Annotated in this window: 26 protein-coding genes; 14 read left to right on the plus strand and 12 right to left on the minus strand. The window is 53.4% G+C overall.

What is annotated here, in order from left to right; all coding sequences use genetic code 11:
• Positions 1–669: 669 nt before the first annotated feature.
• The 3 genes from HALDL1_00905 (at position 670) to HALDL1_00915 (ending at position 2,913) form a co-directional block, all read left to right on the plus strand.
• Positions 670–930 (plus strand): hypothetical protein, encoded by a 261-nt coding sequence (locus tag HALDL1_00905; protein ID AHG05696.1) that lies wholly within the window; start codon positions 670–672, stop codon positions 928–930.
• 247 nt (positions 931–1,177) lie between these two features.
• The gene (locus tag HALDL1_00910) at positions 1,178–2,452 is read left to right on the plus strand and encodes a transposase ISH8 (protein AHG05581.1); all 1,275 of its coding nucleotides are present in this window, start codon (positions 1,178–1,180) and stop codon (positions 2,450–2,452) included.
• Between the two features lie 35 nt (positions 2,453–2,487).
• Entirely contained in the window at positions 2,488–2,913 is a 426-nt protein-coding gene (locus HALDL1_00915; protein ID AHG05697.1) for a hypothetical protein, read from the plus strand.
• 266 nt (positions 2,914–3,179) lie between these two features.
• Here the strand turns inward: HALDL1_00915 and HALDL1_00920 are convergent, their stop codons facing one another.
• The 3 genes from HALDL1_00920 to HALDL1_00935 all read right to left on the minus strand — a co-directional run bounded on the left by HALDL1_00920 (position 3,180) and on the right by HALDL1_00935 (position 5,948).
• Positions 3,180–3,566, minus strand: coding sequence for a hypothetical protein (locus HALDL1_00920; GenBank protein ID AHG05698.1), 387 nt, complete (start codon positions 3,564–3,566; stop codon positions 3,180–3,182).
• Entirely contained in the window at positions 3,559–4,425 is an 867-nt protein-coding gene (locus HALDL1_00925; GenBank protein AHG05582.1) for a chromosome partitioning protein ParA, read from the minus strand. Before HALDL1_00925 ends, HALDL1_00920 begins: the two co-directional genes overlap by 8 nt.
• A 728-nt stretch (positions 4,426–5,153) precedes the next feature.
• On the minus strand, positions 5,154–5,948 hold the full coding sequence (locus HALDL1_00935; GenBank protein ID AHG05583.1) for a hypothetical protein: 795 nt from the start codon (positions 5,946–5,948) through the stop codon (positions 5,154–5,156).
• Between the two features lie 115 nt (positions 5,949–6,063).
• Between HALDL1_00935 and HALDL1_00940 the strand changes: the two genes are divergently transcribed.
• On the plus strand, positions 6,064–6,552 hold the full coding sequence (locus HALDL1_00940) for a hypothetical protein (GenBank protein AHG05584.1): 489 nt from the start codon (positions 6,064–6,066) through the stop codon (positions 6,550–6,552).
• 42 nt (positions 6,553–6,594) lie between these two features.
• Here the strand turns inward: HALDL1_00940 and HALDL1_00945 are convergent, their stop codons facing one another.
• Positions 6,595–6,933 carry a hypothetical protein gene (locus HALDL1_00945; protein AHG05585.1) on the minus strand — a complete coding sequence of 113 codons (339 nt, stop codon included), beginning with the start codon at positions 6,931–6,933 and terminating at the stop codon, positions 6,595–6,597.
• Between the two features lie 820 nt (positions 6,934–7,753).
• Between HALDL1_00945 and HALDL1_00950 the strand changes: the two genes are divergently transcribed.
• A complete protein-coding gene (locus tag HALDL1_00950) occupies positions 7,754–9,010 on the plus strand; it encodes a cell division control protein Cdc6 (GenBank protein AHG05586.1) in 1,257 nt (418 codons plus the stop codon).
• 291 nt (positions 9,011–9,301) lie between these two features.
• On the opposite strand, the gene HALDL1_00955 is transcribed toward HALDL1_00950, so the two are convergent.
• Positions 9,302–9,619, minus strand: coding sequence for a hypothetical protein (locus tag HALDL1_00955; GenBank protein AHG05699.1), 318 nt, complete (start codon positions 9,617–9,619; stop codon positions 9,302–9,304).
• Positions 9,620–9,661: 42 nt separating this feature from the next.
• Here HALDL1_00955 and HALDL1_00960 point away from each other — a divergent pair, with 42 nt between their 5' ends.
• The 7 genes from HALDL1_00960 (at position 9,662) to HALDL1_00990 (ending at position 13,741) form a co-directional block, all read left to right on the plus strand.
• Positions 9,662–9,982 (plus strand): hypothetical protein, encoded by a 321-nt coding sequence (locus HALDL1_00960; GenBank protein AHG05700.1) that lies wholly within the window; start codon positions 9,662–9,664, stop codon positions 9,980–9,982.
• Positions 9,983–10,132: a hypothetical protein gene (locus tag HALDL1_00965; GenBank protein AHG05701.1), complete on the plus strand. Its 150-nt coding sequence runs from the start codon at positions 9,983–9,985 to the stop codon at positions 10,130–10,132.
• A gap of 72 nt (positions 10,133–10,204) precedes the next feature.
• Complete coding sequence (locus HALDL1_00970; GenBank protein ID AHG05702.1) at positions 10,205–10,351, plus strand: hypothetical protein; 147 nt, start codon at positions 10,205–10,207, stop codon at positions 10,349–10,351.
• Between the two features lie 98 nt (positions 10,352–10,449).
• Positions 10,450–11,331 (plus strand): hypothetical protein, encoded by an 882-nt coding sequence (locus HALDL1_00975; GenBank protein AHG05703.1) that lies wholly within the window; start codon positions 10,450–10,452, stop codon positions 11,329–11,331.
• A gap of 63 nt (positions 11,332–11,394) precedes the next feature.
• Complete coding sequence (locus HALDL1_00980) at positions 11,395–11,691, plus strand: hypothetical protein (protein ID AHG05704.1); 297 nt, start codon at positions 11,395–11,397, stop codon at positions 11,689–11,691.
• 94 nt (positions 11,692–11,785) lie between these two features.
• Complete coding sequence (locus tag HALDL1_00985; protein AHG05705.1) at positions 11,786–12,478, plus strand: hypothetical protein; 693 nt, start codon at positions 11,786–11,788, stop codon at positions 12,476–12,478.
• A 96-nt stretch (positions 12,479–12,574) separates the two neighbouring features.
• Complete coding sequence (locus HALDL1_00990) at positions 12,575–13,741, plus strand: transposase ISH3 (GenBank protein AHG05587.1); 1,167 nt, start codon at positions 12,575–12,577, stop codon at positions 13,739–13,741.
• A gap of 140 nt (positions 13,742–13,881) precedes the next feature.
• Here HALDL1_00990 and HALDL1_00995 read toward each other — a convergent pair whose 3' ends face one another.
• The 6 genes from HALDL1_00995 to HALDL1_01020 form a co-directional block, all read right to left on the minus strand.
• Positions 13,882–14,208, minus strand: a complete 327-nt coding sequence (locus HALDL1_00995; protein ID AHG05706.1) for a hypothetical protein — start codon at positions 14,206–14,208, stop codon at positions 13,882–13,884.
• A 358-nt stretch (positions 14,209–14,566) separates the two neighbouring features.
• On the minus strand, positions 14,567–14,848 hold the full coding sequence (locus HALDL1_01000; protein ID AHG05707.1) for a hypothetical protein: 282 nt from the start codon (positions 14,846–14,848) through the stop codon (positions 14,567–14,569).
• Positions 14,849–15,197: 349 nt separating this feature from the next.
• Positions 15,198–15,359: a hypothetical protein gene (locus HALDL1_01005; GenBank protein AHG05708.1), complete on the minus strand. Its 162-nt coding sequence runs from the start codon at positions 15,357–15,359 to the stop codon at positions 15,198–15,200.
• 113 nt (positions 15,360–15,472) lie between these two features.
• A complete protein-coding gene (locus HALDL1_01010) occupies positions 15,473–16,264 on the minus strand; it encodes a hypothetical protein (GenBank protein AHG05588.1) in 792 nt (263 codons plus the stop codon).
• Positions 16,254–17,324 (minus strand): hypothetical protein, encoded by a 1,071-nt coding sequence (locus HALDL1_01015; protein AHG05709.1) that lies wholly within the window; start codon positions 17,322–17,324, stop codon positions 16,254–16,256. The genes HALDL1_01010 and HALDL1_01015 overlap by 11 nt, the downstream gene beginning before the upstream one ends.
• 619 nt (positions 17,325–17,943) lie before the next feature.
• Positions 17,944–18,069 carry a hypothetical protein gene (locus HALDL1_01020; GenBank protein AHG05710.1) on the minus strand — a complete coding sequence of 42 codons (126 nt, stop codon included), beginning with the start codon at positions 18,067–18,069 and terminating at the stop codon, positions 17,944–17,946.
• Positions 18,070–18,199: 130 nt separating this feature from the next.
• On the opposite strand from HALDL1_01020, the gene HALDL1_01025 reads away from it, so the two are divergent.
• A complete protein-coding gene (locus tag HALDL1_01025) occupies positions 18,200–18,403 on the plus strand; it encodes a hypothetical protein (protein AHG05711.1) in 204 nt (67 codons plus the stop codon).
• Positions 18,404–20,937: 2,534 nt separating this feature from the next.
• On the opposite strand, the gene HALDL1_01030 is transcribed toward HALDL1_01025, so the two are convergent.
• Positions 20,938–21,693 carry a hypothetical protein gene (locus HALDL1_01030; GenBank protein AHG05589.1) on the minus strand — a complete coding sequence of 252 codons (756 nt, stop codon included), beginning with the start codon at positions 21,691–21,693 and terminating at the stop codon, positions 20,938–20,940.
• 543 nt (positions 21,694–22,236) lie between these two features.
• Between HALDL1_01030 and HALDL1_01035 the strand changes: the two genes are divergently transcribed.
• Positions 22,237–23,244: a hypothetical protein gene (locus HALDL1_01035; GenBank protein AHG05712.1), complete on the plus strand. Its 1,008-nt coding sequence runs from the start codon at positions 22,237–22,239 to the stop codon at positions 23,242–23,244.
• Positions 23,245–24,279 lie beyond the last annotated feature (1,035 nt).

The raw sequence follows: 24,279 nt of genomic DNA on the forward strand, positions 1-24,279 counted from the left end.
CGAGAAAAGATTCCACCGATTGGCTGGGCGATCGTCACTGCACTGATTGCGTCGCTCATAGTTGCACCAGCTACCGTCCTCTCTTGGAGTGAGACTGGATACGCTCTATTTGCTGGTGTCATTTCAACACTACTGCCGGCTGGCAGCCTTCCCCTCGGGAATCCTGGAGAACTAGTCGCGTTGACTGCCGAACTCGTATTAGCACTCGCTGAGATAGCAGGTGTCTCTCAGGCTGGAGCAGTAGCTGTAGCAGTGGGTATGGGTGGGGTAGCACTCCTCGGAAAGTATGGTCGATCAGGATAAACTGAACAATCGAGTGCTAGATCCAAGAGGTCCGTTCCTCTCGTCAACTCCACCAACCATCCGTCTTGATGCCGTACGACCAATCTATAGTGATTGCCATAGGAAATACTATAGATTTTCCTATAGGAAGTACACGATTACAACGACCGGTCCGTATCAGACGAGCTCTGATATTCCTCAAATTTACTAATCACCACCGCACTATTTCTAAGAAATTTCTAAGAGTTCCCGATCCTCTAGTTAGAAACTTTTAAGTCCAATTGCATACTACGCGGATAGGCACGCAAGACAATGGAATACGACGTGAAGCACCGAACACCATTCCACGAATTCGGCAAGAAAGGACGTTTTGAGGCCCAGACAGTAATGCCCGAAGATAGCGACGAACCACACGTGCGCGTGTGCTATTACCAAAAAAACGGCCGCTTTGCCAACCGGGCCCCAACAGTCCCCGAGTCGGCGTTTGATGATTTCCTCGATGCGGTACAGAAGGAGGTTGAAGTCGCCCGAAATCCGGATATGTGGAGCATCGAATCCCGAGAGCTTCCCGAGAAACTCTCGAAGCTCATCGACGAAGTTGGCGAGGACCGGGCGATGGAACTCCTCGCAGAACAGACTGACGGGTAACCGACATCACGACTCCAAATAATGACTCGACGAATCCACAAAATCAACGCGGGCGTGGATGGCAAACTCGCGCCCGACTGGTACTCCGAGGACGAAGAGACCGGCTGGATATCAATGGGTTACTCTGTGGGCCATCCGTCTTTAGTTAGGAGATGAATCGCTGTACTGCGGTAGCTTATCGAGGCTTCTTTTCGAGAGGAATGAGGAAGTCGAGTCTGTGTACAACCAGACTTCCTCATCTCGAATTATGCGTCGGCTCACTACACTGTTTCCCTCCGAGTTCCTCGAAGAGCACGCCGAGGAACTCGGCGTGGTCGAACGCGACCGCAAGCTCCAGATTCCCGCTTTCATCTGGGCATTCGTGTTCGGCTTCGCCGCAGGCGAAAGCCGAACACTCGCAGGGTTTCGACGCAGCTACAACTCGACAGCTGACGAGTCGATCTCACCGGGTGGGTTCTATCAGCGGTTGACGCCGACGCTCGCGGAGTACCTCCGCGACCTCGTCGAGCATGGTCTCGACGAGGTCGCTGTTCCCGATGCTGTTGACGCTGATATCAACCGATTCAGGGACGTGATAATCGCCGATGGAACGGTGTTGCGGTTACACGAGTTTCTCTCCGAGAAGTACGAAGCCCGCCACGAGGAGCAGGCTGGAGCGAAGCTCCACCTGCTCCACAATGCTACTGACCAAACGATTGAACGGATCGATGTTACCGACGAGAAAACACACGATAGCACGCTGTTCAAGACAGGGTCGTGGCTTGAGAACCGCCTCGTGTTGTTCGACTTAGCGTACTTCAAGTACCGCCGGTTTGCGCGGATTGACGAGAACGGCGGCTACTTCGTGAGCCGACTCAAACAGAACGCAAATCCGGTGATTACGGCTGAATTACGGGAATGGCGCGGGCGCGCCATTCCCTTAGAGGGCAAGCAGCTCCGAGAGGTTCTCGATGACCTCTCGCGGACGTACATCGATGTGGAGGTCGAAGTCGAGTTCAAGCGTGGGCCGTACAACGGGACGCGGTCGCTAGATACGAAGCGGTTCCGCGTCGTCGGCGTCCGCAACGAGGACGCCGACGACTACCATCTGTACGTGACAAATCTGTCGAGAGAGGAGTTCTTTCCGGCAGACTTAGCGCAGATATACCGGTGTCGGTGGGAAGTTGAGTTGCTGTTCCGTGAGTTGAAGACACAGTACGACCTGGACGAGTTCGACACAAGCAACGAGGACGTAGTGAAGATCTTACTGTACGCAGCGTTGCTGTCACTGCTGGTGAGCCGTGAGCTGTTGGAACTGGTCACTGAGCAGGCTGGCGACGAGATCGTGTTTCCGCCGGAGCGCTGGGCGGCGACCTTCCGGTCGCACGCCCAGCTCATCCTCCACGAACTCGGCGAGTATCTCGGCTACTCGCCACCGCCGCTGTTGGAGCGGCTGATCGAAGACGCACAGAAGATTCACCAGCAACGACCGATATTACAAGAGACGCTCGCTACCGCTACGCAACCGAGGTGTGAGTCTTAGCTAAAGACGAATGCTCTGTGGGCAACCCGACCAAGATGACCAACGAGGAGATTCGGAAGCAGGACGACTCGCCAAACCAGCAGACTTCTCGCTTTCTCGGCGCTCACGAAAATGAGGACTACAACATGCACGTCGACGATGAGGTCATCGCGTACGCCCCAGCACGCCAGATTCTCATCGGCGTCGGCACGATCATCGGCGACCCCGACTACCGGAAGAATCCCGATGTTGTGCTCGACGACCCGCACCCTCACTGGCGTAAGGTCCGCTGGCAAGACTGGAGTCGCCCGGTTCGCCTGTCCGACCTACCCAACTCGCTAACGACCGGGCAGAACAAGGTCTACCCCCGGCAATCAATCGAGCGGTACTATGGAGATTTCGACCTGCTGAAGCGTGTTATGCAGAAGACGGAACCTCTCGACTTCGAGTCACTCACGTGGCGATTATCCCCTGAATCTTAACTCCGCCTTAGATAGACTCCAACGTGGCTTTGTTGAAACCCTCTTCACGTCTGGTGATTTGCTGAGGCACTCGTTTTGACCCTGTATCCGTCAGAACCTGAGGGACGAGTACCCCTCTAATCGCAACGCTGAAGGGCTTCAATAGAGCCAAAGAACCGGTTTAGGTGGGTACACACCAGATTTGCTAGGGAGCCACCCGATATATCATATTCCGCTATACAAAATGCGAGAGGTACTACAGCTATTCCTATAGGTATGACTATAGGTCAGAGCCCCTTGGTCGCCTGTTCGCGGGCCGCTTCTCGAACTGATTCGAACTCTTTGGGAGCGGCCTCCTGGAATCCAAGGCGGAGTGCAAGTCGAAGGATTTCGCTCCGGTCGACGTCTCCTTCTTCGAGGTCCAGCTGGCGCTGAAGCGCGTGCCCGACTTCCCCCAGTCGGTCGGGATTCTCCTCGAGCGCGCGAATGAACGCCGCGAGATGCCCATCCCACACGCTGATCGTTTTCTGTTTGTCACCGGCGTCGATGGCCTCTAGTTCATCAAGGATGTCCTCGGCTAGATCACGCTTCGCGTCTTCGGCAGCCGCTTCATCGATCCGGTCACCGTGGGACGTCTGTTCGCGAAGCGCCGCGAGTTCGTCGTCCTCAGCCATGCTGTTCACCTCCGAGACAGGCGAGAAGCGTTTCAGCGGCGTCAAGATACGCCTCACGAGCCCGACGCGCTGTCGTTGACGGCTCTTCGAGCGCAAACGCAGTGATGCCGTGTTCCGCGGCATTCCGAATGTCCTGGGAATACGGCACGTAGTCGGGAGCGACCGCGTCCGGATACTCCGTCTCGAACGCCTCTAGGTACTCCTCAGCAAGTTTGGTACGGGTATCGACCTTATTCGGGAGCACGAGTGCGAGCTCGATGTCGATAGCGAAATTCTCAGCAATTTTGTCGAGGTCGCGTCGCAACGCATCGGCTTGCTCGGCCTCGAATGGCCCCATCTCGACGGGTGTAATGACGTGACGGGTAGCCCACAACCCGTTGTATGTCACGTTGTTCGTCATCCCCGGAAGGTCAACGAGGACGACGTCGTAGCCGAGTGGGTCAACATACTCGTCGAGGAACTGTTCGAGGCGACTGTAGCGCTCGCGGGCATCGTCGATGTTCCCGAGTTCGGCATCAAGCGTGTCGAGTCCGGGGTGGGCCGGGATGAGATTCGGGCCTTCGTCAGTCGAAACGACGAGATCAGCAAGAGCGTCGTCCCCCAGCTTCTCGGCGATCGTGCCCCATGCATCATCGAAGACCGTGCTGATGTTCGGCCACGCCTCGTCGGCCTCGATCCGCGCCTGGTAGTCCCCCCAGACGCCGAAGTGTTTCGCGAGATCCCCCTGCTTCCCAGCAAGATCTATGAGTAAGACCTCGTTCCCCAGTTCCTCGAGGGCGACGCCGAGGTGGGCGACGGTCGTTGTCTTCCCAGTGCCGCCTTTATCCAGGAACGCGGCGGCGCGTAGTGTCTCGCTCATTGTCGTATCCCTATAGTAACTCCTATAGCGAAGCCTGTATGCTTAAAACCACGTCAGACACCCCATTTTCTGCAGGCTATAGGATTCCCTATAGTCAATTCGAATTGTCTCACTCAGTTCAGTATCCTTCGTCGAGGATCGCCATCTCGATGTCGGACTGCTCCGACAGCTGAGACGCCTTCTCAGATCGGGCTTGCACGCCGTCACTGCAACCGGAGGGTAAACCGATTATCGGTGGGGTGGTACAGCTGCAGCACCGGCACATCAGCCGTCAATCGTGCTCGGTGAACCAGTCCGGAGCGCCTGTGTACTCGGCCCAACATCGCTCGTGACACGGCTCTCCCCTAGCGTTCGGAATCGCCCGGTCCAAGTCTACTCTTTCGCCACAGAGGCCACACTCTGCTCGGTGCCCCATTTGCCGCGCTTCAACATCCAGATCCTTGACTTCGATGTACAGCTCGTGTAGTGCACGGGGCGTCAATCGAACGAGCACCTTTTTTCGCTCATCCTTGGTTCGTCGCTCAGGAGTGTATGTTAGCACCCAGTCCTGACCTTCTTCACCATCGCCGGCTGGCCCTAGCGAGATCGTCTGTGCGAGCTCGTCAGGGACGTAGTGCCACTCGTTGTTTCGGAACCGCGGGTAGTGGCCTTCTGGGCGCGGGTCTTCAGGATCGATATCGTTGGTCATAGTTTACAGAGCGTGTGGGTATGGCAACCGAAGCCCAGGGTTATCCATCCTCTTCCCACTCTGGTCGTGGTGTCGGCGACGGGAGTTCATCGACCGCAGTTCGAAGTTCCTCCTCTGTCGTCCAGGGGAAGCACCGATCGTGTAGTTCGAATTTACGGAACTTGTTGAGATGGACCCAGCTGTAGGTCGCTGGTTCCTCTTCTTCGTCTACTCGGTCATCAAGAATATCCCAGACCTCGTGTTGGTCGATGTCGATACCGCTAGCCTGTGCGCGATTAATGAGCGAGTCGACCTTCGAGTGGGCCTCATCCTCCGTCAAGTCGTCCGCGAACGCAATTTCAAGGGCAGCCTGGACGATATGGCGTTTCGACTCAAGATTCTCGTCAGCCACCCACGCGTAGTCGCGTGGGAACACGTACGATTTGTCGAAATACGGCGAGTCATCGATCTCGCCTAATTCCGGCGCTTCACCACCGCTTTCCTTCTCGAAGACACCGACGATGTAGTCGCTGTACGTCGCCAACAGGGAGAACATGATATCGAACGTATTGAGCCGGTCAGTCGGCAGCTCGAGGAGATCGCCCATTATGAACGGATACGCGCCGAGTTGCTTCGTGAGTTCATTCTGCACGGCGCGGAGACGGCGGATATAGGGGTCGCGATAGCTACCGAGAATGAAATACGACGTCCGCTGACTCCAGAGATACGGCAGTTCACGTTGAGTGAAGCGCCATATCTCTCGCTTCTCCGCCGGTTCGAGTTCAATGCCGCCGACCGCTTCGTGGACCACCGTCATAATGTCCGCAGCCTCTGGCGGTGGGCTCGGATCGCTCATTAGCTGTCGGTTCAGACCACAGAACCTTATCTCTTCTGAACCACTTTGGTCTATTCGATAAATACCAATTTGGACGACCCTAACTGTTATAGCGCCGTTGCTCGTAGAGACACGTATGAGCGAGAGTCACAGCGGAACAGCGGATGCGGGCCCATTCGCGGAACAGCAGCGAATATTCAAGCTGTTGTCCCAGGACACGCGCCACCTCATCATCCAGGAACTTCTCGGCCATCCCACCCATCTCATGTCGCTCGCCGAACTCGAGTATATGACTGGGAAGAGCCAGGCGGCCATCAAAGACCAGCTTGAGACGCTGATTGACGCCGGGATCCTCGCACGCTACACCTATGAACCAAGCGAGGAGAAACGGGATCTCCCATCACAGTTCTACGGTTTCACAGCTCGAGGTGTCGAGGTCCTCCACGACTACAAGTATCTACGTGGGCTTCCGATCGCTCGAGCCCTCTACGAGAACACCCGCAAGACCGAGAAGATCGAACGCCACGAATCGGCACCGCGACCGGAGCTTCCGGACGCTGTCGCGGAGGCCCTCGAGTTTGACGAGCCCGACCTCGACGCCGTCGACGTCAACTCGAAGCAATAGAGCTTCCTATAGGAAAGACTGTAGAGATTCCTAAATGGGAATCTATTCGGATACTGGACCTTTGTAGTCCCAGTCGAGACTGTCTCCCTGTCGACGGACGATGTACTTGTAGGGACCATGAAGTTCGCCTGACTGGCACTTGCAGTTGTCCTTACCACAGCTGACCTTCTTGATCACCACAGTCCCGCCACTCGATTCCTCAATTGCTTCGATCGATTCGCCCTCGCCAGCGTCGATATCACCCACGTCGACGTCTTGGCGGTACTCAAGCAGGTCGTCGATCCAGTTCTGGAGGGCGCGTAAGTCCGTGTCGGATTGCTTCGGGACACCCTCAGCGAGATACTGCGGGAGCGAATCGGGAGCCTGTGGCCGTGTGGGCATTGTCTTACCAAACAACACAGCCTGTTGGAGAATAAATGTTTGGTAAGATTCGAAGGACACCCTCCAGCATTTCCGGAGCAATCGCTCGGCAAGTCAGCGTAAACAGGAGATCATCAGGGTTCCAGTAGCAGCGGAAGGCCCGGATCTGACGAGAGATCTAACTCTCCATCGTTTCCGAAGCTATTGATTGAGACGTGGAGGCCCCCTCCACCAGTTCCGGAGCTTTGTGCAGGTTCAAATCAATGGGTATCGTCCCGTAACCAGCAAGGGAGTGGAGAACGACTCGAGACCTCGATCAACCTTTACCCCACGTAAGTCGTGACCAGCTCGAACCGAACTACGATGAACGCGAACTCGAGGGCGGAACCTATTAGACGAGAGAACAACCCTCCACCGTTTCCGGAGCTTTTGTTGACGGCGGATTATGTGAACCCTCACTCCACCATTTCCGGAGCTATCCACGAGAGAAGGAGGGGGCCTACGAGAGAAGCGGCGTGGGTTGCCGAGAAAGTTTTCCTCTACACAAATTCGGTCCTTCCACGCTAAACATATTCTATTCCTAGAATATTGTTTTCGCTCTAGTGCGGCTATGGTTGGTAGGTTATTGTCTTAGTTCTTTGGTTTAAGATAGATCTCTCCTAGGGGTGGGGGCTAGGGGTGTTCACTCTAGCTTCGGAAACAGTGGAGTGAGAGGGTTATATAAAGAATCGGAGCTTCGGAACCATCGGTGGGGTTGTCGCTTATATATACTCGAGCTTCGGACGCTTCGGAAGCTAAGGAAGCGGTGGTTTTATCATATCGTCCTGTGTGGCGGTCTATCATGGGGATGTTCCAACGGGATCGTCAGGTATTCGCCGACGCCGAACCCCTTGACGACTCCTACGAGCCCGAAGATATCCGTGAACGGGACGAGGAACTCGAGAAATATCAGCGAGCCCTTCAGCCGATTATCGATAACCGCCCGACGTCGAACATCTTTCTGTACGGCAAGACGGGAACGGGGAAGACCGTCGCGACGAAGTTTATGCTGTCGCACCTGGAGAACGACGCTGCCGAGTATGACGACGTCAACCTATCGACTGTCTGGGTCAGTTGCGAGAATCTCTCCTCGTCCTACCAGGTCGCCGTCGCCCTCGTCAACGAACTCCGTGAAAGCCAGGACAAAGACCGCATCAGTACCACCGGCTACTCCCAGCAACGAGTTTTCGACATCCTCTACGAGGAACTCGACGCCCTCGGGGGAACCGTCGTGATCGTCCTCGACGAGATCGACAATATCGGCCAGTCTGATGACATCCTCTATGGGCTTCCTCGAGCGCGGTCGAACGGCTACGTCGACGACGTCCGCCCGGTGATCGTCGGCATCAGCAACGACTTCCAGTTCCGGGACAACCTCTCGCCGAAGGTCAAGGACACACTTGCTGAAAAGGAGATTCTCTTCCCGCCATACGACGCGAATCAGCTGCGCTCGATTCTCAACCCACGTGCCGAGAAAGCGTTCCACGATGGTGTCCTCGACGATGATGTTGTCCCGCTCTGTGCGGCGTTTGCTGCTCAAGACACGGGATCGGCCCGACAAGCGATTCGACTGCTTCGTGAAGCCGGTGAACTCGCACAAGCTGACGATTCCGAAACCGTGACCGAGGTGCACGTTCGGGACGCCCAAGACGAACTCGAAAAAAACCAGCTCTACGAGGGGATGCAGGAACTCACGACCCAGGGACACGCCGTCCTCTGTGCGCTCGCGTATCACCAAGCGCTCGACGACGTCCCTGTCCGCTCTCGCGATCTCTACGAACGATACGTGAAGATCTGCGACCGGCTCGATGCCGACAGCGTGAGCGAACGGCGTGTTCGCGACCACCTCTCGGATATGAATATGCTCGGGCTCATCAGCGTCTACGAACGGAACGAGGGACTCTCGGCCGGCCGGTATCACGAGTATGAGCTTGACGTCCCGATGAAAGCAGTACTTGAGGTCCTTCTCTCGACGACCCGCTTCGAAGAACTCGCGAACATCATCCAATCGACAGCCGACGATAACAACCTCCTCCAGTCAGATATTTCCGACTACTGAGTACGGGCGTCGTGATTTCTAGAGCGTTTCTTAGTTGCTAAAAGCTCCGGAAACGGTGGAGGGTATGGGTCGTTCAAGAGTTCCCAAAATCGCAGAAGGAAAGCGAATAGCATTCGAGCAATCTTACCAAACGTATTGAAACTAGAGATCGGGATAGTTTGGTAAGACAGGTCGTGCTGTCTAGTGGAAGCTTCGGAAACACCGGAGGGTACAGCCCTAATCTTGATGAGATCGAGGAAGTCCGTATAGGAACTACTGGAACAATCAACGTGATCAACGGATGAACGGCGCTTAGGCGTCAGGAAGGTCAAAGATCCCGTCTGGTTCTGCCTTATCGACGATAACCGAGTTCGGACGGGTACAGATCGCCTTGATACGGCCGTATTGACGAGTCGATAGAATCTCTGTATCGTCGTTACATGCCGAACGGTAGTTATCATAGGCGTCCTGTTCGTCTTTCTTCCCGACACTCACGATCACGTAAGCGGGATCCATCGCTTCTACTGCTTCTCTGTGAAAGCCATCTTTGCGGCCGTGATGAGCTGCTTTCAGTATATGGACGTCCTCGAGGGCCTCTGTCCCCCAGTCCTCTAAGATTTGGTCCCACACTTCTTCTTCCGCGTCTCCTGGGAGTAGGATTGAACGTGTTCCGTGTTGGATTTTGAATACGTAGCTGTAGTCGTTATATTCTGGATTTTCCAGATCAGCATTCTGCTCATTAAGGTCTTGAACGAACTCTGGGGATGGATGGAGGATTTCTATGTTGTCGTGTTCCCAGTATTTCTTTTGTTGTCCTTGAGTCGGCTGGATATTGTCGTGGTCCGTGTTCCCCTCTCGAATGTCTTCATGGAGTTCCCAATCTGCCCACTCGTAGACTTCATACCAGTTATCTTCATCACGTTCACGGTTGTGATCGGTATCCCAAAACACACTGAATCCGATTTCTTCATCAAGTCGGTTCAACCCCGATAGATGATCCATATCCGGATGTGTCGCAATGAAGCGCCAGATCTTGTGCGTTACCTCATCAAAATTCTCGTTGTAGTACTCGATTGGATCATTGAGGTACTCCTGTGCGTACTCTTCAGGGCTGATCTGACTTTTTTGTCGAATCCCCGTTAAGGAGCTTTGTTGGTCGTCCTTTACCGGAAATTGGAGATAGTACTCTAGACTGCTGATGTCGTCTTCTTCGACATGCTCTTTCTGGTCCGGCCAATCGTTGATATCGATAACCGATATTCGCCCCTCGTCCCGATGTTGATCGCCAGGATGCCGAATGATAGTGCAATCACCGTGGTCGACATTCAAAAAATGAACCTGGAGGTGATTATAGAGCATTAGATGTGAACATACACCAACCCCCTATGTTTCTTTCGCGGCGACAATCATTCTTCAACCCTGTCCGAACCTTCTAAGCCGCCAGTTAATCTAATGCCGGTATGGCTGCTGTCGAAATCTACATTTGGGACGTCGAGCGGGGGGATGCGATTTTAGTTAAGGGGCCAGAACGCAACGCGGTTATTGACCTCGGACAACACGCGAACGGCTTCTCGCCCAGTCGACACATCCACACACAGCACGGAATCGACTCGGTTGATTATCTAGTGCTCACGCATCCAGATGAAGATCACATCGAGGATCTCCCCGAGTTTTCATCGTACTTCTCGCCCGAAGTGATTGCCCGTCGTGACGAAGCGGACGGGTACATCAGACGGCGGAAGAACGATCTCTATCCCGACCGTTCACGCTACCAGTCAGTGACGGAATCCTATCTGACACTCACTGACACGTACGATCAACGAGCAACCTTCTCACCGAGTGAGCCCTCCTGGAATGGGAGTCTGACGTTCACCCACCACATTCTCTCGTTGGAAGAGGCCGGAACGACACCCATCGACGAATTGAGTGAAGGAGAGACAGTGAACATGAATAATATCAGTATTCTGACTGTGCTTGAATATGGATCGTTTAAGCTCGTCACTGCGGGCGATCTTGAACAGGAGGCGCTTGAAACTCTTCTAGAGCAGTCCTCCGTCCGTGATGACCTTCGCGATACGAATGTCCTCGTCGCACCTCACCACGGTCGTGAGAGCAGTTATACTCCGAAATTATTCCACCATATGACGCCAGAGTTAGTTGCGATCTCGGATGCGAAAGCCGGGTCGACGAATGCAAGCCAAAAATACAGTGCGCAGGCAACTGGTGCTACTGTATCTCGACGTTCGGGAACAACCACGGATCGAAATGTTGTCACGACGCGTCAGGATGGTGTGATCTATCTCGGGATTGACGACGAAGAGTACCGCATACGAATTGATTGACCGTCTTTGAACTCGCAAATCTCGACGCAGTATTTATAAAACACCGGCTACATATGTCAACTAATGGTATCCGCACCCGACCCGACGCTGGACACTAAGATCGGTGGAGGCCCCGAGTTTCAGACCGTCGTTCCCACAGCTCAGACGAACCAACATGGACTCCTCAATGGTCTGCAAGATTCCTCACCGACTACATCTACGTCTGAGCAGCAGCCTCAGCAACCCTCGTTGGGGGAAGTCATCGGTGGCGCTATCGTATTGATCGGCGCAACGTGGCTCGCGGGTGAGATTCTCGGCGAGATCTTTGGTTCTAGGGCGGACCTCACCGCCGTTGAACAGCAAATTCTCGCGTCGGCATAATCTCCTCTGAGGTCGGGTCGATACTCTTGGAATACCGTATCAGCGGTTCATATGGGATAATATATGAGATGTCGGGATATCTGCAAGAATAGGTATGGCTCTTGCACGAAGCTTCCGAGCGCTGGGATTCTATGATGTCATCACGAATCTCGTCCCTGGGGCGCTCTGGATCGGTGCGCTCGTTCTTTTACTCCCCGTTGACGAGCTGATACAGGGACTTCCCAGTGGGGTGGTTGTCGGTGGATTTCTTGCTCTTGCATACGTGACTGGCCATCTGCTGCAGGCGCTGGGCAGCTGGGCTGATTCGCCTACGACGTTCGGTGACACACTCACCGCAATTCAAAATGAGACGCCAGCGACGGCGCCGATCACAGTCACATACGTTGAAAAATCGTTTTTGACGCTATGTGAGCAACGGTTCTCGCTCCCATCGGATTTCGATCATCACGGGAAGCTCCTGAAGATAGTTTTGAGTTACCTTGAGACGACTTCCTATACGCGAGCTCTCCGGTTCCAGTCGGTCTATTCATTTCATCGGAGTATGTGGGCCGCGTCCTGGTCCCTGCTCGTTGTGGTCGCTGCTTTAGGTGGCTTTAGCTGTCTGGGACGCCCTCTTCTCCCTTCAATTACCGTAACCGTGGGTGTCGTGATCGCCGCATTTGTCGGCGTCGGTGTCTTTTGGAACCGCAAAAATAAGTTTGACAAGACCTTTGTAAAGTATCTGTTCGTGGATTTTTATAATGCTCAGCAATCGACCGCATCCGGAACTTCTGGACCTGGGAGCTGAGACTTAATTTCTGACTTGACGGTACTTTCACGGCTCCGGAGCCAAATATCAGTACTTCACAAAGCCGCTTAGTTAGAACGTCTGCTTGCTGAAGGTGTGTCTAAAACCAAACAAGCAGACGGTGAGATCCACGAGGACCAGCTTCTTAACTTTCTCGTCAACCGCCTTGACGAGGAAGTTTCGCTCTCGTTAGCCAATAACGCTGAAATCACTGCTGAAGACATCTATGAGGTCCTCGTCGGCGCTTGCGCCGACGGGACCTCTGTCTCTACGCTCTGTGCGTCGAGCCAGAACTCACCCGCTGGGAACACGGTCCTCTACCATCTTCGGACGAAGTTCGAGCCGGAACGGCTCGAACGAGTCGCTAACACGCTCCTGCGAAAGGATCTCGATGAATTGCTCCCCGAACAGGTGGAGGTCTGCGCAGACCTCCACCTGCGGCCCTACTACGGTGACGAAGACGACACAGACGGCCTCTATCACTCGGTAGCGAAGCGTGGAACCACTGCGTTCCACGCCTATGCCACACTCTACGCGCGTGTGAAGAACAAACGCTACACGCTGGCGGTACGCCGTCTCAAAGACGGCGATACCGCAAGTAGTGTCCTCGCTGAGTTCTTCGGTGTCCTCGACGGCCTTGACGCCGGGGTCAAGGCCGTCTACCTTGATCGCGGATTCTACGACAGTAAGTGTCTCACGCTGCTTCAGGCGCACAATTACGCGTACGTGATCCCGATCATCCGGTGGGGTGAGGCGATTCAGCAAGAGCTCTCGGAAGGATGGAGTCGCGTCATTCAGCATGATCTGACGGGGAAACTCGACGGTCACAGCTGGACCGTCGATTTTCCCGTCTACATCGACTGTACGTACCTAAATGGGAAGTATGACGAGAACGGTGTGGCGCGTCACGGCTACGCCGCTGACGCGCCGTTCATCGACTCACCACGGGACGCTCGATACCACTACTCGAAACGCTTCGGTATCGAGTCAAGCTATCGCTTGTTTGAGCAAGCGATAGCGACAACGACAACACGAGATCCAACGGTACGGCTGCTGTACGTGGTGGTGAGTCTCCTCTTACAGAACGTCTGGCGGTACCTTCACTACGAGTATGTGGCGACGCCCCGCCGAGGCGGGCGTCGCCTCTGGTGGTGGCCGTACAAGGAGTTCGTCAATATGATTCGACGAGCTGCGTGGACGGCCCTCGCGGTGCGTCGGGCCGTCCCCGCGAATCGGCCACCTGACGACCGATTCCACCGCTAACCACCGACCGAGCAAGCCAGCGGAGTGAGTGGCGACGCTGTCGCGTCGGCGGCTGACCGCCGCCGACAGCGACAGCTCTCCGTCGATCCGTCCGTAATTCTCTCGTCGAGACCGTCAGTACAACCGCTTCGACACAGAACTCAGGCCGCAGAAACAGCTAGCCGAGGATGCTTTGTGAGGTACTGAATGTGATCCCGAGAGGCGTAGTCGAACCGATCAAGCCGATCAAGGATAATCTCGGCTTCATCTTCCGACACGTATTCATCGCGGCTATTGTCGTCACTGGATAAGGTCGGACTCTCTACGGCATTAGACAGATTCTCCTCGACAATCTGCATCTTTTCGCACCACCGAATGAATACCCGTAGGGTATCCATCTGCGTCTTTTCACTCGCGGGTGAGAGGTCACCGTCGTCCCGTCGCCACGAACGATACTGCGTCAGATCTAACGGCGACAGGTCCGTCATTATTTTGAGGTCATCTTGTTGGTCAAACCACCGACAGAACTGACCAAGTCGGGATTTGTGACTGTTGATCGTTGATTCAGCGACCTCGGATCGCCGCGCATCTAAGTAAGTGCTAATGGCTTCTTGGGGTCGGGTCATCCCCGGACCACCTGGGTTCGGATGGATCGCTGTTTATCGCTGGGGTCGGTATGTCGGTGCTGATGATCGGGTTCGATTCGCGGGATGAGCGATACTTGGGTTCGCGTTCGCGTTTTGCTCGTCATCTTGTGGTCCTGAATCAGCAGACGAACTGGTGACCGGCTTACAACCCATTAGAAGCGTGTTGAACCCTTCGTGGTTGATCGAGGGCGCAGGAAGGCTACCGCCACTTGGTTCCATCGGGCTGTCGGTGGAAGCGCACCCCGCCCGCGAGCGAAGCGAGCAGGCAGGGAGCGACATCCGCGAAATCGTTGGGAACGCCGCTCCGCGCGGTGATAATCCCGTCGCGCCCGTCACACAGCCTCTTGGTGCGGATACATAGCAAACCACCGGACAGCGTCGAGGTCGGCGATATTTCGGGTTCATCTCGGGGGGTGATTTCGTCACGCTCCGTGACGACGGTCGCCGCCGTCTGTCGATTCGGAAAGAACCAAAACGGCATTCGTGTTAATGATTGGGGTCGAGTGACGTTTAAGGAGAAATGGGTTCGAAATGGCTCTGAGCGATTTTAGGGTTCGACGTTGCACTGGAAGTGCAGGGGTTCAACAGTTGTCATACCAGCTCTGTCACTATTATGAGCGGCAGAAGTATACAATCAAGTTGTGGTTGTTCTCCTCTCTGAGTTGTTAAACCACGCCGACATACACAGTACGTCTCAAAAGTACAGAGAACTGGCAAAACGCACAAAGAACGACTGTAGTGGATCAGAGAGATCCCGACGGTATGAACAAGTTATGACTCTGAAACTGGTCTAAGATCCCTCCACCTCAAGTTTTCGATTGAGCCGTTATCTATCTCAACTCTGAATAAAAAGGAATCTCGTTGATCTCCTGTTTCCTGCCCGGCGTCATCCTCAAAGATTTCGACAATTCTCCCGTGTTTTTGATGAAGCCGTCCATGATCAACATCATCCTTATCTGGAATGTCGACTCGGACCCGATCCCCAACCGCAAATCGCTTCATAAGTCAATTTTATCTCTGGCTTGGTGTGTCAGTTACGGTTGTTGGGGTGGATAGAACTCCTCTATCCCAGTCGCTCCACGGTGAATCATAGATAACTCAGACCCTATGACCATCCAGCTTCTCGGCGCATCACCTCGCTGCGAAGATTTTCTATCGTCTCAATGATGTCGTCTTTCTCCATCATCTCAACCCGTCTAACTGTCAGTTCCTCTCGGAGTAATGTCGTTGTTCGACTTACAATGTTACTATTTGACGGGGGATCGGCGTACGTTCCCCCTTCCTTAATTTTGTCCAGTGCGTCGTGACAAAGGAGATCACCGCAGGCGTGCGTAACAGGAACGTAACGTGCGAAATCGTGGTCCAGAATGTCGTTGGCGAGTTCTTGGAAACCGAGGACTCGCTTCGTTCTACTGTAGTCCCGATCCTCAACCTTCCCTGAGTCACCTTCCTCATAGGTGAGTTCAGCGCCCCACCAGATCCGGTGAAGTGCGTTAGAGTAGGCGTCGGTTCCGGCCTTCAAGAACTTTTCCTCCATGTTTCCTGGACTCTCCGGATCAAAGACGTGGTCCCACCGGTAGTGGACGAACTCCGGAAACCGAACGATACAGAGGTAGTGCCATAGCCCAGCATCCGCCGCCTCATAGCGTGTCAAATCAAGTGTACGGTGGAGTGTCGGAGCTAGCTCGGCGTCTATGAGTGAGTCCTGAGGTTCAATATCGTCATCCGCACGGATCTCCTTAATTCGCTCATCTATCGGACTCAGGTCAATAGAACGGCCCAGTGGCTGTAGGTACGGACGGAGATCATCCTCTGTGAGCACCCGATCGCCAGCAAGGAAGCGATTATCAATTATTGGGTGGGCTGCACTCTGTAGGTGGTGAATTTCAGTTGTCACTTTGAATCGCCTCCTCGATGAGGTTCGTTGTGTCGGACGGAACGTCGTACTTCTGATGCACCGCACGCTCAATCTGTTGGACAAGGTCTGGAATATCAGCGTGGCTTCGAACGTCTTCGGCAAGTCGAATTGCCGCCTCGTCGGAGCCGAGATCAGGATACAAATCGTCCAAGAACAAATCTAATACATCTTCCTGCCAGCCGTACTCTGGTTCGCCTGTGTCGGGACTTGTGTCGCGTGCAGTCTGCATCAGTAGCTGCGTCCAGACAGAGTGTTCAATGTAGTCGTAAAGTACGTCTCGCAGTCGTGGTGGTCCCCCCGTGTATCCCGTGTTGTTCAGAACCTCAACTACCTGTGGGTGTTCTCTGTTCAGGTAGAGTTGCGGGTTTCGAGGTCGCTCTAAGCTGAGATAATGAATATGATTCTCGTTAGGGAAGCGGTCGTAGTCGCTGAACTCCTCTATGATCGGCATGAGAAGACTTCCACCGTCCTCTCTCTCGTCAAGTTGAATGACCCACGAGAGGCCGTCAACGACTCGTGCACCAATCTTGGACGCGTGTTTCGACCCACTAGAGCCGCCTTTCTTGGTTCTGGTGAGGAACGGCTTAATCTTCACTCGCCCACGGTGATCATCACGATTAATGCCCAGAGTAAATTCGTAGCTCCCATGATCCAAGGGAGAGTCGGCGAGTATCTGTCGGTCTCGTCTTATTGCGAGGGGGTTCTCCTTCACCAGTGCAAGACGACCCGGCGTCTCTTCCCACTCGTCAAACGGGAAGACCTCCTCAACAGTATCCTGATCAACAGTGACTGTACCTTCTAACTCCAGAGTCTTCCAGTTATCATGATCCACCAGCGACAGAAACTGGTCATCCTCGTCGAGGTCTCCTCTATCTCCGAGAGGAACCCCATCTAGACGGAAAGATTCGACATCAAATTCAAGCGCGTCTTCTTGGTACTTGTGTGGAAGGGACTGGCTGACTAAGCTACCTGTTTGGATGTCATCTTCTCCCTCTTCATCCGATTCTGCTCCTTCGACATCTTCGTTGACAGCCGCCATTATTCCTCCCTCCGTTCTGCCACATCAACCGATACTTTCAATCGGGTTTCAACTTGTCTGTAGTCTTCTGTTGAGACACCCTCAAAGGAGATCTTTGATGTACCCGGAGCTGGCTCCAGCCGTCCCACTTGGACTCCTTTCTGTTTTGGAAGCGATATTGAGACTCCAGCCGTATCAGATGAGATATTCTGTACGGGAAGACGATCCGACGTCGCTCTCTCCTCTGCCATTCGGATCAGTGAGACGGTGACGGCTCGCACCTCGTTACGGTCGCTCAAAGGCTCTACCTCGCCGTTGAACGACCAGTGTGTGTACACCTCATCAAACGATATATTCGTGTTTCCGGTGACACGCTGACTACTGGGTGACTCACGATCAGAACGACCACTTCGTGATTCGTTTCCGATCTTAAACCGTTTTCCCAGACGTTGAGGGCCAGTCGTGCCTCGGTCAACGTCGGGTGCGACGAGTCTACGTAACGTCTCGGTCACGTCTGACTTGATACCCTCTACTGCGGTCCGAAACCCCCGAGAGTAGGTGTTTGCCAGTGTCTCGGTTCGCACCCATTCATCATGCTGGGGTGGCTCTGCAGCGGTCAAGAATTCCTCTAAGATAGTGTCTACCTCTTGTGGACTTTCATCAGTTCCCCATGGTCGAGCACGTCCACCGAGGAGGACAGCGTGAAAGTCTTGATTTCCGACGACAACTCGATCTCGGTCGTAATACTCAACAACCATTCCTGCACCCCGGACGAACGCCACCTCGTTCCGATGCTGATACTCGCCGGATTCCGCGTACCGAACTAACAAGTCAAGTTGGCCGTCTGCACCGCCCCTGCCGTCACTCTTTTTCGGGACGTTAAGTGATATTGTTTTTTGAGCGACATTTCCAGGTTCGTCCAGCTGACTAACCGAGTCATCACGGTCGTCCAGACAGCTCGTGAAGGGCTTGTACTGTGGATATTCGTCGATACTTGCTTGTTTCGTCTCACCTTCCACTTCGACCGCTACCTCCAGATCACCACGATAAATCGCAGGCCAGAACCATTCGATTGCCATCTCCGTGATCTGGTCCGCTAACTCTTCGTCGTTCAGCCGCTCTTCCGCCGTAGGTACGCGGAAGTCAACAACTTGGATACTCGTTCCCGGTACGTCCGGACGACTCAATTGGAGGTCGTCCGCTATTGATTCAGCTTTTTCTCCCCAGATAGACTCCGGCCTCGCGCCCTCTTCATCACCGTTTAGACCACCATACCAACCGTGCCCTTGGTAGACCGTATCTCCATCCTCCGACTTGTGCGTCGGCAAGCGTGTTCGACCGATCAATCGTGGGGACTGGTCCTTCGGGTCAGGCTCACTCAGCGACGAATTGAACATGACGAGTGATAGGCCCGAGTACAGCCAGAGGACAGCCTTCCCCAGACCATAACTCCCCCCAGCGGTATCGCCCGACTTGCTACTGAATAGAACGTCCCGGACCAGAGCAGTGAAGTTTGATTCGTCAGCGTTCTCTTCACCGAGTAGGCCCTCCGTGTTCTCGTCCTCAATAGTCAGAACACGGATCTGCTCGTCGTTTTTTATGCGCTTAATCGCCTCAGCGATATGCTTGCCACTCTCTGTATTTGTCGCCAAATTAGCGTGCTCGGACCATGTTTCAATATCAAGTGCTCTGAGGTACTCAATTGCCTCATCGCCCTGTAAGGATTCTAGTTTGAATGTAACCCGTGCCGGTTGATCATTGTCCAACCGTGCGTCGTTCGAGTTCTGTAACACCTCTCGAACAAACGTTTTCAGCCCCGGTTCACCGTGCGACATCGCGTACTTTGCGACATCGTCACCGTATCGAGCATCAGTCGGTCGAGATGTGGTGAATCCCCACTGACCGCTCATCACGACACCTCACCGGCGTTGACGAATGTGGCCCGATGAATATCGAAGAAGTGTGCGATACAATTCATATTTGCTACCACGCTCCCCAGCCGACATAAATCTGTGCGATATGCTGACGAGATACCCCGTAATTGAGATCAGAACTGTGCCTTTGGGGGGATGCCAGTCGCCAAGTAGTGTGCACCGATGAGGTCATGGCGGACGTCACTCAGCTCACGCGACCGACGTTGTGTATCAATACTCAGTCCGTCAAGGGCGACAACAGAGAAACGTACGTTATCGCCATACTTGTTCTGCAGATTAAACAGCCGACTGGAGATCGATCCAGTTGTGCCCATCTCTTGGATCGTTTGACACCATCGTTCTCCCGATTGATCCTCCCACCACAGCCGAAACGCATGTACCCCGCTACTGTCGATCATGTCTCGCTCAGAAAGCGGACGGGCCTCAGTCCAGTCAAGTCCCAACCAGTTCGGAGCGGTCACATCACGCCAGGGCTGCCATGACGGTACAGTATACGAAAGTCGTTCTGCGATGCCAGTTAATTCTTGATGCAACTCGCGGTAGTGATTACTCACATGCTCGGTAGGCTCTCGGTTCAGTTGGACCATGGGAGTCCAGCCGATCTCTCGCCGACAGACCGCGACCAGCGTCGCCTCTATTGCGCGGCGATGTCTTCGATTCGACGATATTGGAGGAGTCGTGACAGAAACCTCCATGTCACCCCCAGTGATCTCAGTAATTTGTTGAAGAGGGCGTGCCGCACCATGTTTGTTCTCCTTCTGTCGATCCGATTCGTTCATCCCAGCAGATAGGCCGAGTCCTACTCGCTGTCGAACGCCTCCCTTCGATCCCGACTCCCCGACATACATCAAACCCGGAAATTCTGAATGTCGAACTCGGTAGAGGCCTGGGCGGCGTGGCAGTTCTTCACGAAGTATTTTCTCGTTTCGAAGGTCAAACCAACTCGACCAATCAAGGCCCATCCACGTCGGGGACTGAGGTTCCGGATCGAGGCGAGTGAGTGGTCCAGGGACATCAAGAGTTCGTGTCTCTGTTGCGCTCCGCCGGGTAGTCCGGTCAACGATAGCGAGTTCCGACTGCACGATTGACTCGGGGACCGAGAGTATTCGGGCGATCGCGTCACTACCTGGGACGTACTGTGAGAGAATCCATATCGTCGCCTGTCGATTCGTCAGTCTGGTCTTTTCAACCACCGCTACAATATCGTCAATGGCGTCTGGAGGAAACTCTGAACACGAAACGACGAACCCACCACTGCCTGTTGTTTCTCTGTCGCCAGCCACTTTTCTGACCTGCCGGTCATGAGCGGTCGCTATGGCGTCACGACCGTCCTCTGTGAGTCCGATTTGACCGGCCACCGTGTCCCAACACCCGTCTGCATCGGCTAGCACGTACAACAGTCCGTCATCACTCCGAGAGACGGGAAGGGGATCAAAACCCGTGAAGAGTGTTTCAACGTTAATCACAGAGGTACTTCGTACTTCTCGCAGACCTCTGGCGAGCAAACCGGCCTCTATGTGATACTGAGTAGCGACAGCTTTGACGATGTCGCGGGAGACAGGCACACCGACGAACGGGTCCCCGACGTACGACGTGTCCGACTCCCGATCGAGATATACCTGACACTTGTTCTCACCCATCAAACTGTACTCCTTACTGCCTGCGAGCCACTTGTTCGCATCGGATGTTTGTTTTGTCGCTCATCGAAACTCGTCCAACTGGCGGTTGTCGTCGCTTTTGCGTTTAGTATCCATCCGCTCATCGTAGTTGGAGTAGTCCACTCGACCCTCTGAGATTCCTTGTTCGTCCTCGTACACCATCAACCATAGTCGAACCAGGTAGTAGATGAACGGCGCTGGAATCGCGTTCTTCGCTATGTGACTCTTCGGATATGGCCTCGGTGGATAGTTTTTCACCGCCGCCCACCATTCTTTGGACCGTTCGGAGAAGAAGAAAGACGAAGTTTCCGTTTTATCCGACGGTCCATCTGTCGTCAAGAACCGCTTCTCCCGGGGAGGCTGTGGAACCTTAAACGAAGTCTCGAACGCACGCTCGTACTCAATCGGCATACCGAACATCCGTCCATTCAATACGACGGGATCATCGAGCGGCGCACGCGGAACGTTTTCGATGATGTGGTGATCACAGTAATTCTCTGCAAGCACCCGTGCACTAGGGATCATGTTCTCGTGCTCGTCGGGATCTCCCGAGATACTTGTCGTCGCAGCCCACCGCGAGCAGACTGGGTGAAACAGTCCGAGATCGAACGTGACGTCGTCCTTAATCGGGAAATCCCACTTCTTCTCCTTAATGTGGGCGTCTGCTTTGATTGGCGTACTCTCGTTCGTGTCCTTGGGGTCAATCCCGACACGAATTACGTTCCCAAAGTCGCTGAGTACCTCTGATTCTGTCCCGTAATCCGCAAAACAGTGGAGAATAAGTGGTTCTTCGGGCATGGTGTCCCCGTTTGAAGTCATTCGGAATCACCTAACCGATGTTCAACGCTTTGGAGGCTGCTAAGAGAACCCCCTGTAGAGAACACCCGTGTAGAGTCTGTGTAGATGTAGAGTGTCACTGTTGTGCGCTTAGACGGTGACCCAATTAAAAGTCTCTATCTGAAAACGGTACTCAAGCGTAGTCCAATTCACGCAGCTGCATAAGAAATTTCTCGCATGGTGATGAGCTTGAGTAGTTGTGCTATACAAATAGTGCATCTTGGTGATTGAAATTGACGACAGGTACAGATGCGGGGTCAGCCGTAGATAGGTGCCGGTATCGCGTGATTTCTAAGTTATATGGTATTCTATAAAAAGAGATAAGTCGACTCGAAGGACTCCTGAAGTATGCCCAATGAGGAGACGTTTGATCCACTCGAAACTGCAGATAATTCGGCGGATAATGAAGAGTTGAAATTCCGAACAATAAAAAAGAGAATAAACAACGTTCTTAGTGACTATCGTAACGCCGTGGACGTTCTGGCCGAGCCGGTTCAAAATGCCATGGACGCCATCGTAAGAGCAGACGATAGCGGATTGTATGACGATGATGAAGAGCCCAAACTAACAGTTACAATCGATACTGAAGAAAACGTAATCGCCGTCGAGGACAACGGACGAGGATTCCCATACGAGGAACTGAAACAATACATCGCCCCGGAAGTAACAAATAAAGAAGAACTTTTTGAACAGGGAAAAGTGCGCGGACACAAGGGCGTCGGACTCACATTCTTGGCATATGGATTCAACCACTTTGAGGTAGAATCTGTCCTTAACGACGACGCCTACCGGGTGGTTCTCAAGGACAGTCGGACGTGGGCCGAGAGTGATGAGTACGACGCCGACTCACGGCCACAAGCGGAGGCGAACCATTGCGATCCTAGCGATCTGCAGATAGATGGACGGCGTGGGACACGAATTGAGATCCACACTGACGAGCTGTCGAATCCCAGTGTCCTCTCACGAGCGTTCAACACAGCAGAAATGACCAAGACGATTCTGGAGACACAGACGGCAATCGGTGTACTACCACCAGTCAGTGAGAACCATGTCCCGGTGAACGTAAAATTAGACTACCCCTCAAACGATGAGAGTCCCTTTGATGTGGATGACCAGTACAGGTATCCCCATCAGAAAATTAATGTTGATCTCGGGGATGGCGAATCAGAACTGGAGACTGTCGATATAGGGGAGTATAATTATGACGAAGATGCTGAGAATGCGGTTGGTGGAGTCCTTCCTGAAGACCAGAACAGGTACCACGGAGTCTACAATTGGTTTGATGCAGACGACATTGCCGGACGATTTCAAGAAGATCATCTGACCGAAGAGTTCAGTGATGTTGACGAAATGGAGGAGTTCATTAAGGAACGTTCTCTCACCGTGTACGTATTGTACACCTATTCTAACGAATATAGAAACGAACTAAAGAAACGGTGGGATGTGAGGGGGACTAGAAAGTTTCACAGCCCAGGAGTAAGGATCGGCACGGACGGCATGATATCCACCTGATACCGCCCTGTGAACCTTTCTTTCAGTGCTCCTCGTGAAACCAGACTATGGTTCATATATCACTTCTTGGGCGAGAGCCCAGACACTGGTCGAGAGGACTTCTCTCCGGAGGTGCATGCGGTTGTCAGCCAAACTGAACAATTCTTACACAAAGCGACAGTGACGAAAGGCAAAACATTCCTACGTCCTACGCCGAGCGATGGCGGGTCGTTTGACGACGTTGAGCCTGTTGAAAAAGCAATAAATAAAGATGATCTCTCACCGAGAGAAGTCGGAAATTACGGGGAACTGCCACAGGTGAAAGAACCAGGTGAAGAACAGGACTCAATCGCAGTCTTCAATCAACTAGTCGGGATGGGGCTGTTAGAATGTTACGAGCCGTACTATCTCAGTACTTTGGACGATTATGATGGTTTCTTGAAATATAATCCAGACAAGGTACCCAGTGGTCTTCGAGATGTTCTCCCTGGATCATCTGATCCTTCAGGATCTGAAAAGAATATAACTGTCGAATTCAAACGTGAGGGAGTAGACATTATTAAGCATGTAGTGAATGAAACGCGGAAGTGGAGCGAAATGGATCTTCTTGTCTGCTGGAACTTAGGTGGGCAGTCTGATAATGATAACTCAATAGATGCATCTAAGGAGTGGGGAGGTGACGAAATAACATTCCGACAGCCAACGTCTCAGGAAGATAGATTGTACGCGGGTGTGACGCACATTGCACAGTTAGTCTCCAAAGGAGATGTCCCTCTACACACAATTGAACTCAGTTCGCTTATAGCGAAATTCAATGAAGAAGGACCCGAAGATAATAATGACGAGTGACGCAGTTACAGAAGTCAGATAAACGATAGGACATCACACAGTGTGTCATTCGATTATTTTGGCTCTACGACAATCTGGTTGAATAAAACGATAGCTGTTCGTTGAATACATCCTCTCAGTCTTGTTTAGACGCGGCACAGATCACACGCAGTTTTGTATAATCTACGAAATCCAGAGAAGAACTCATGGACGAGTTCTAATTACTTA

The sequence above is a fragment of the Halobacterium sp. DL1 genome, from assembly GCA_000230955.3.
Lineage (GTDB): Archaea > Halobacteriota > Halobacteria > Halobacteriales > Halobacteriaceae > Halobacterium.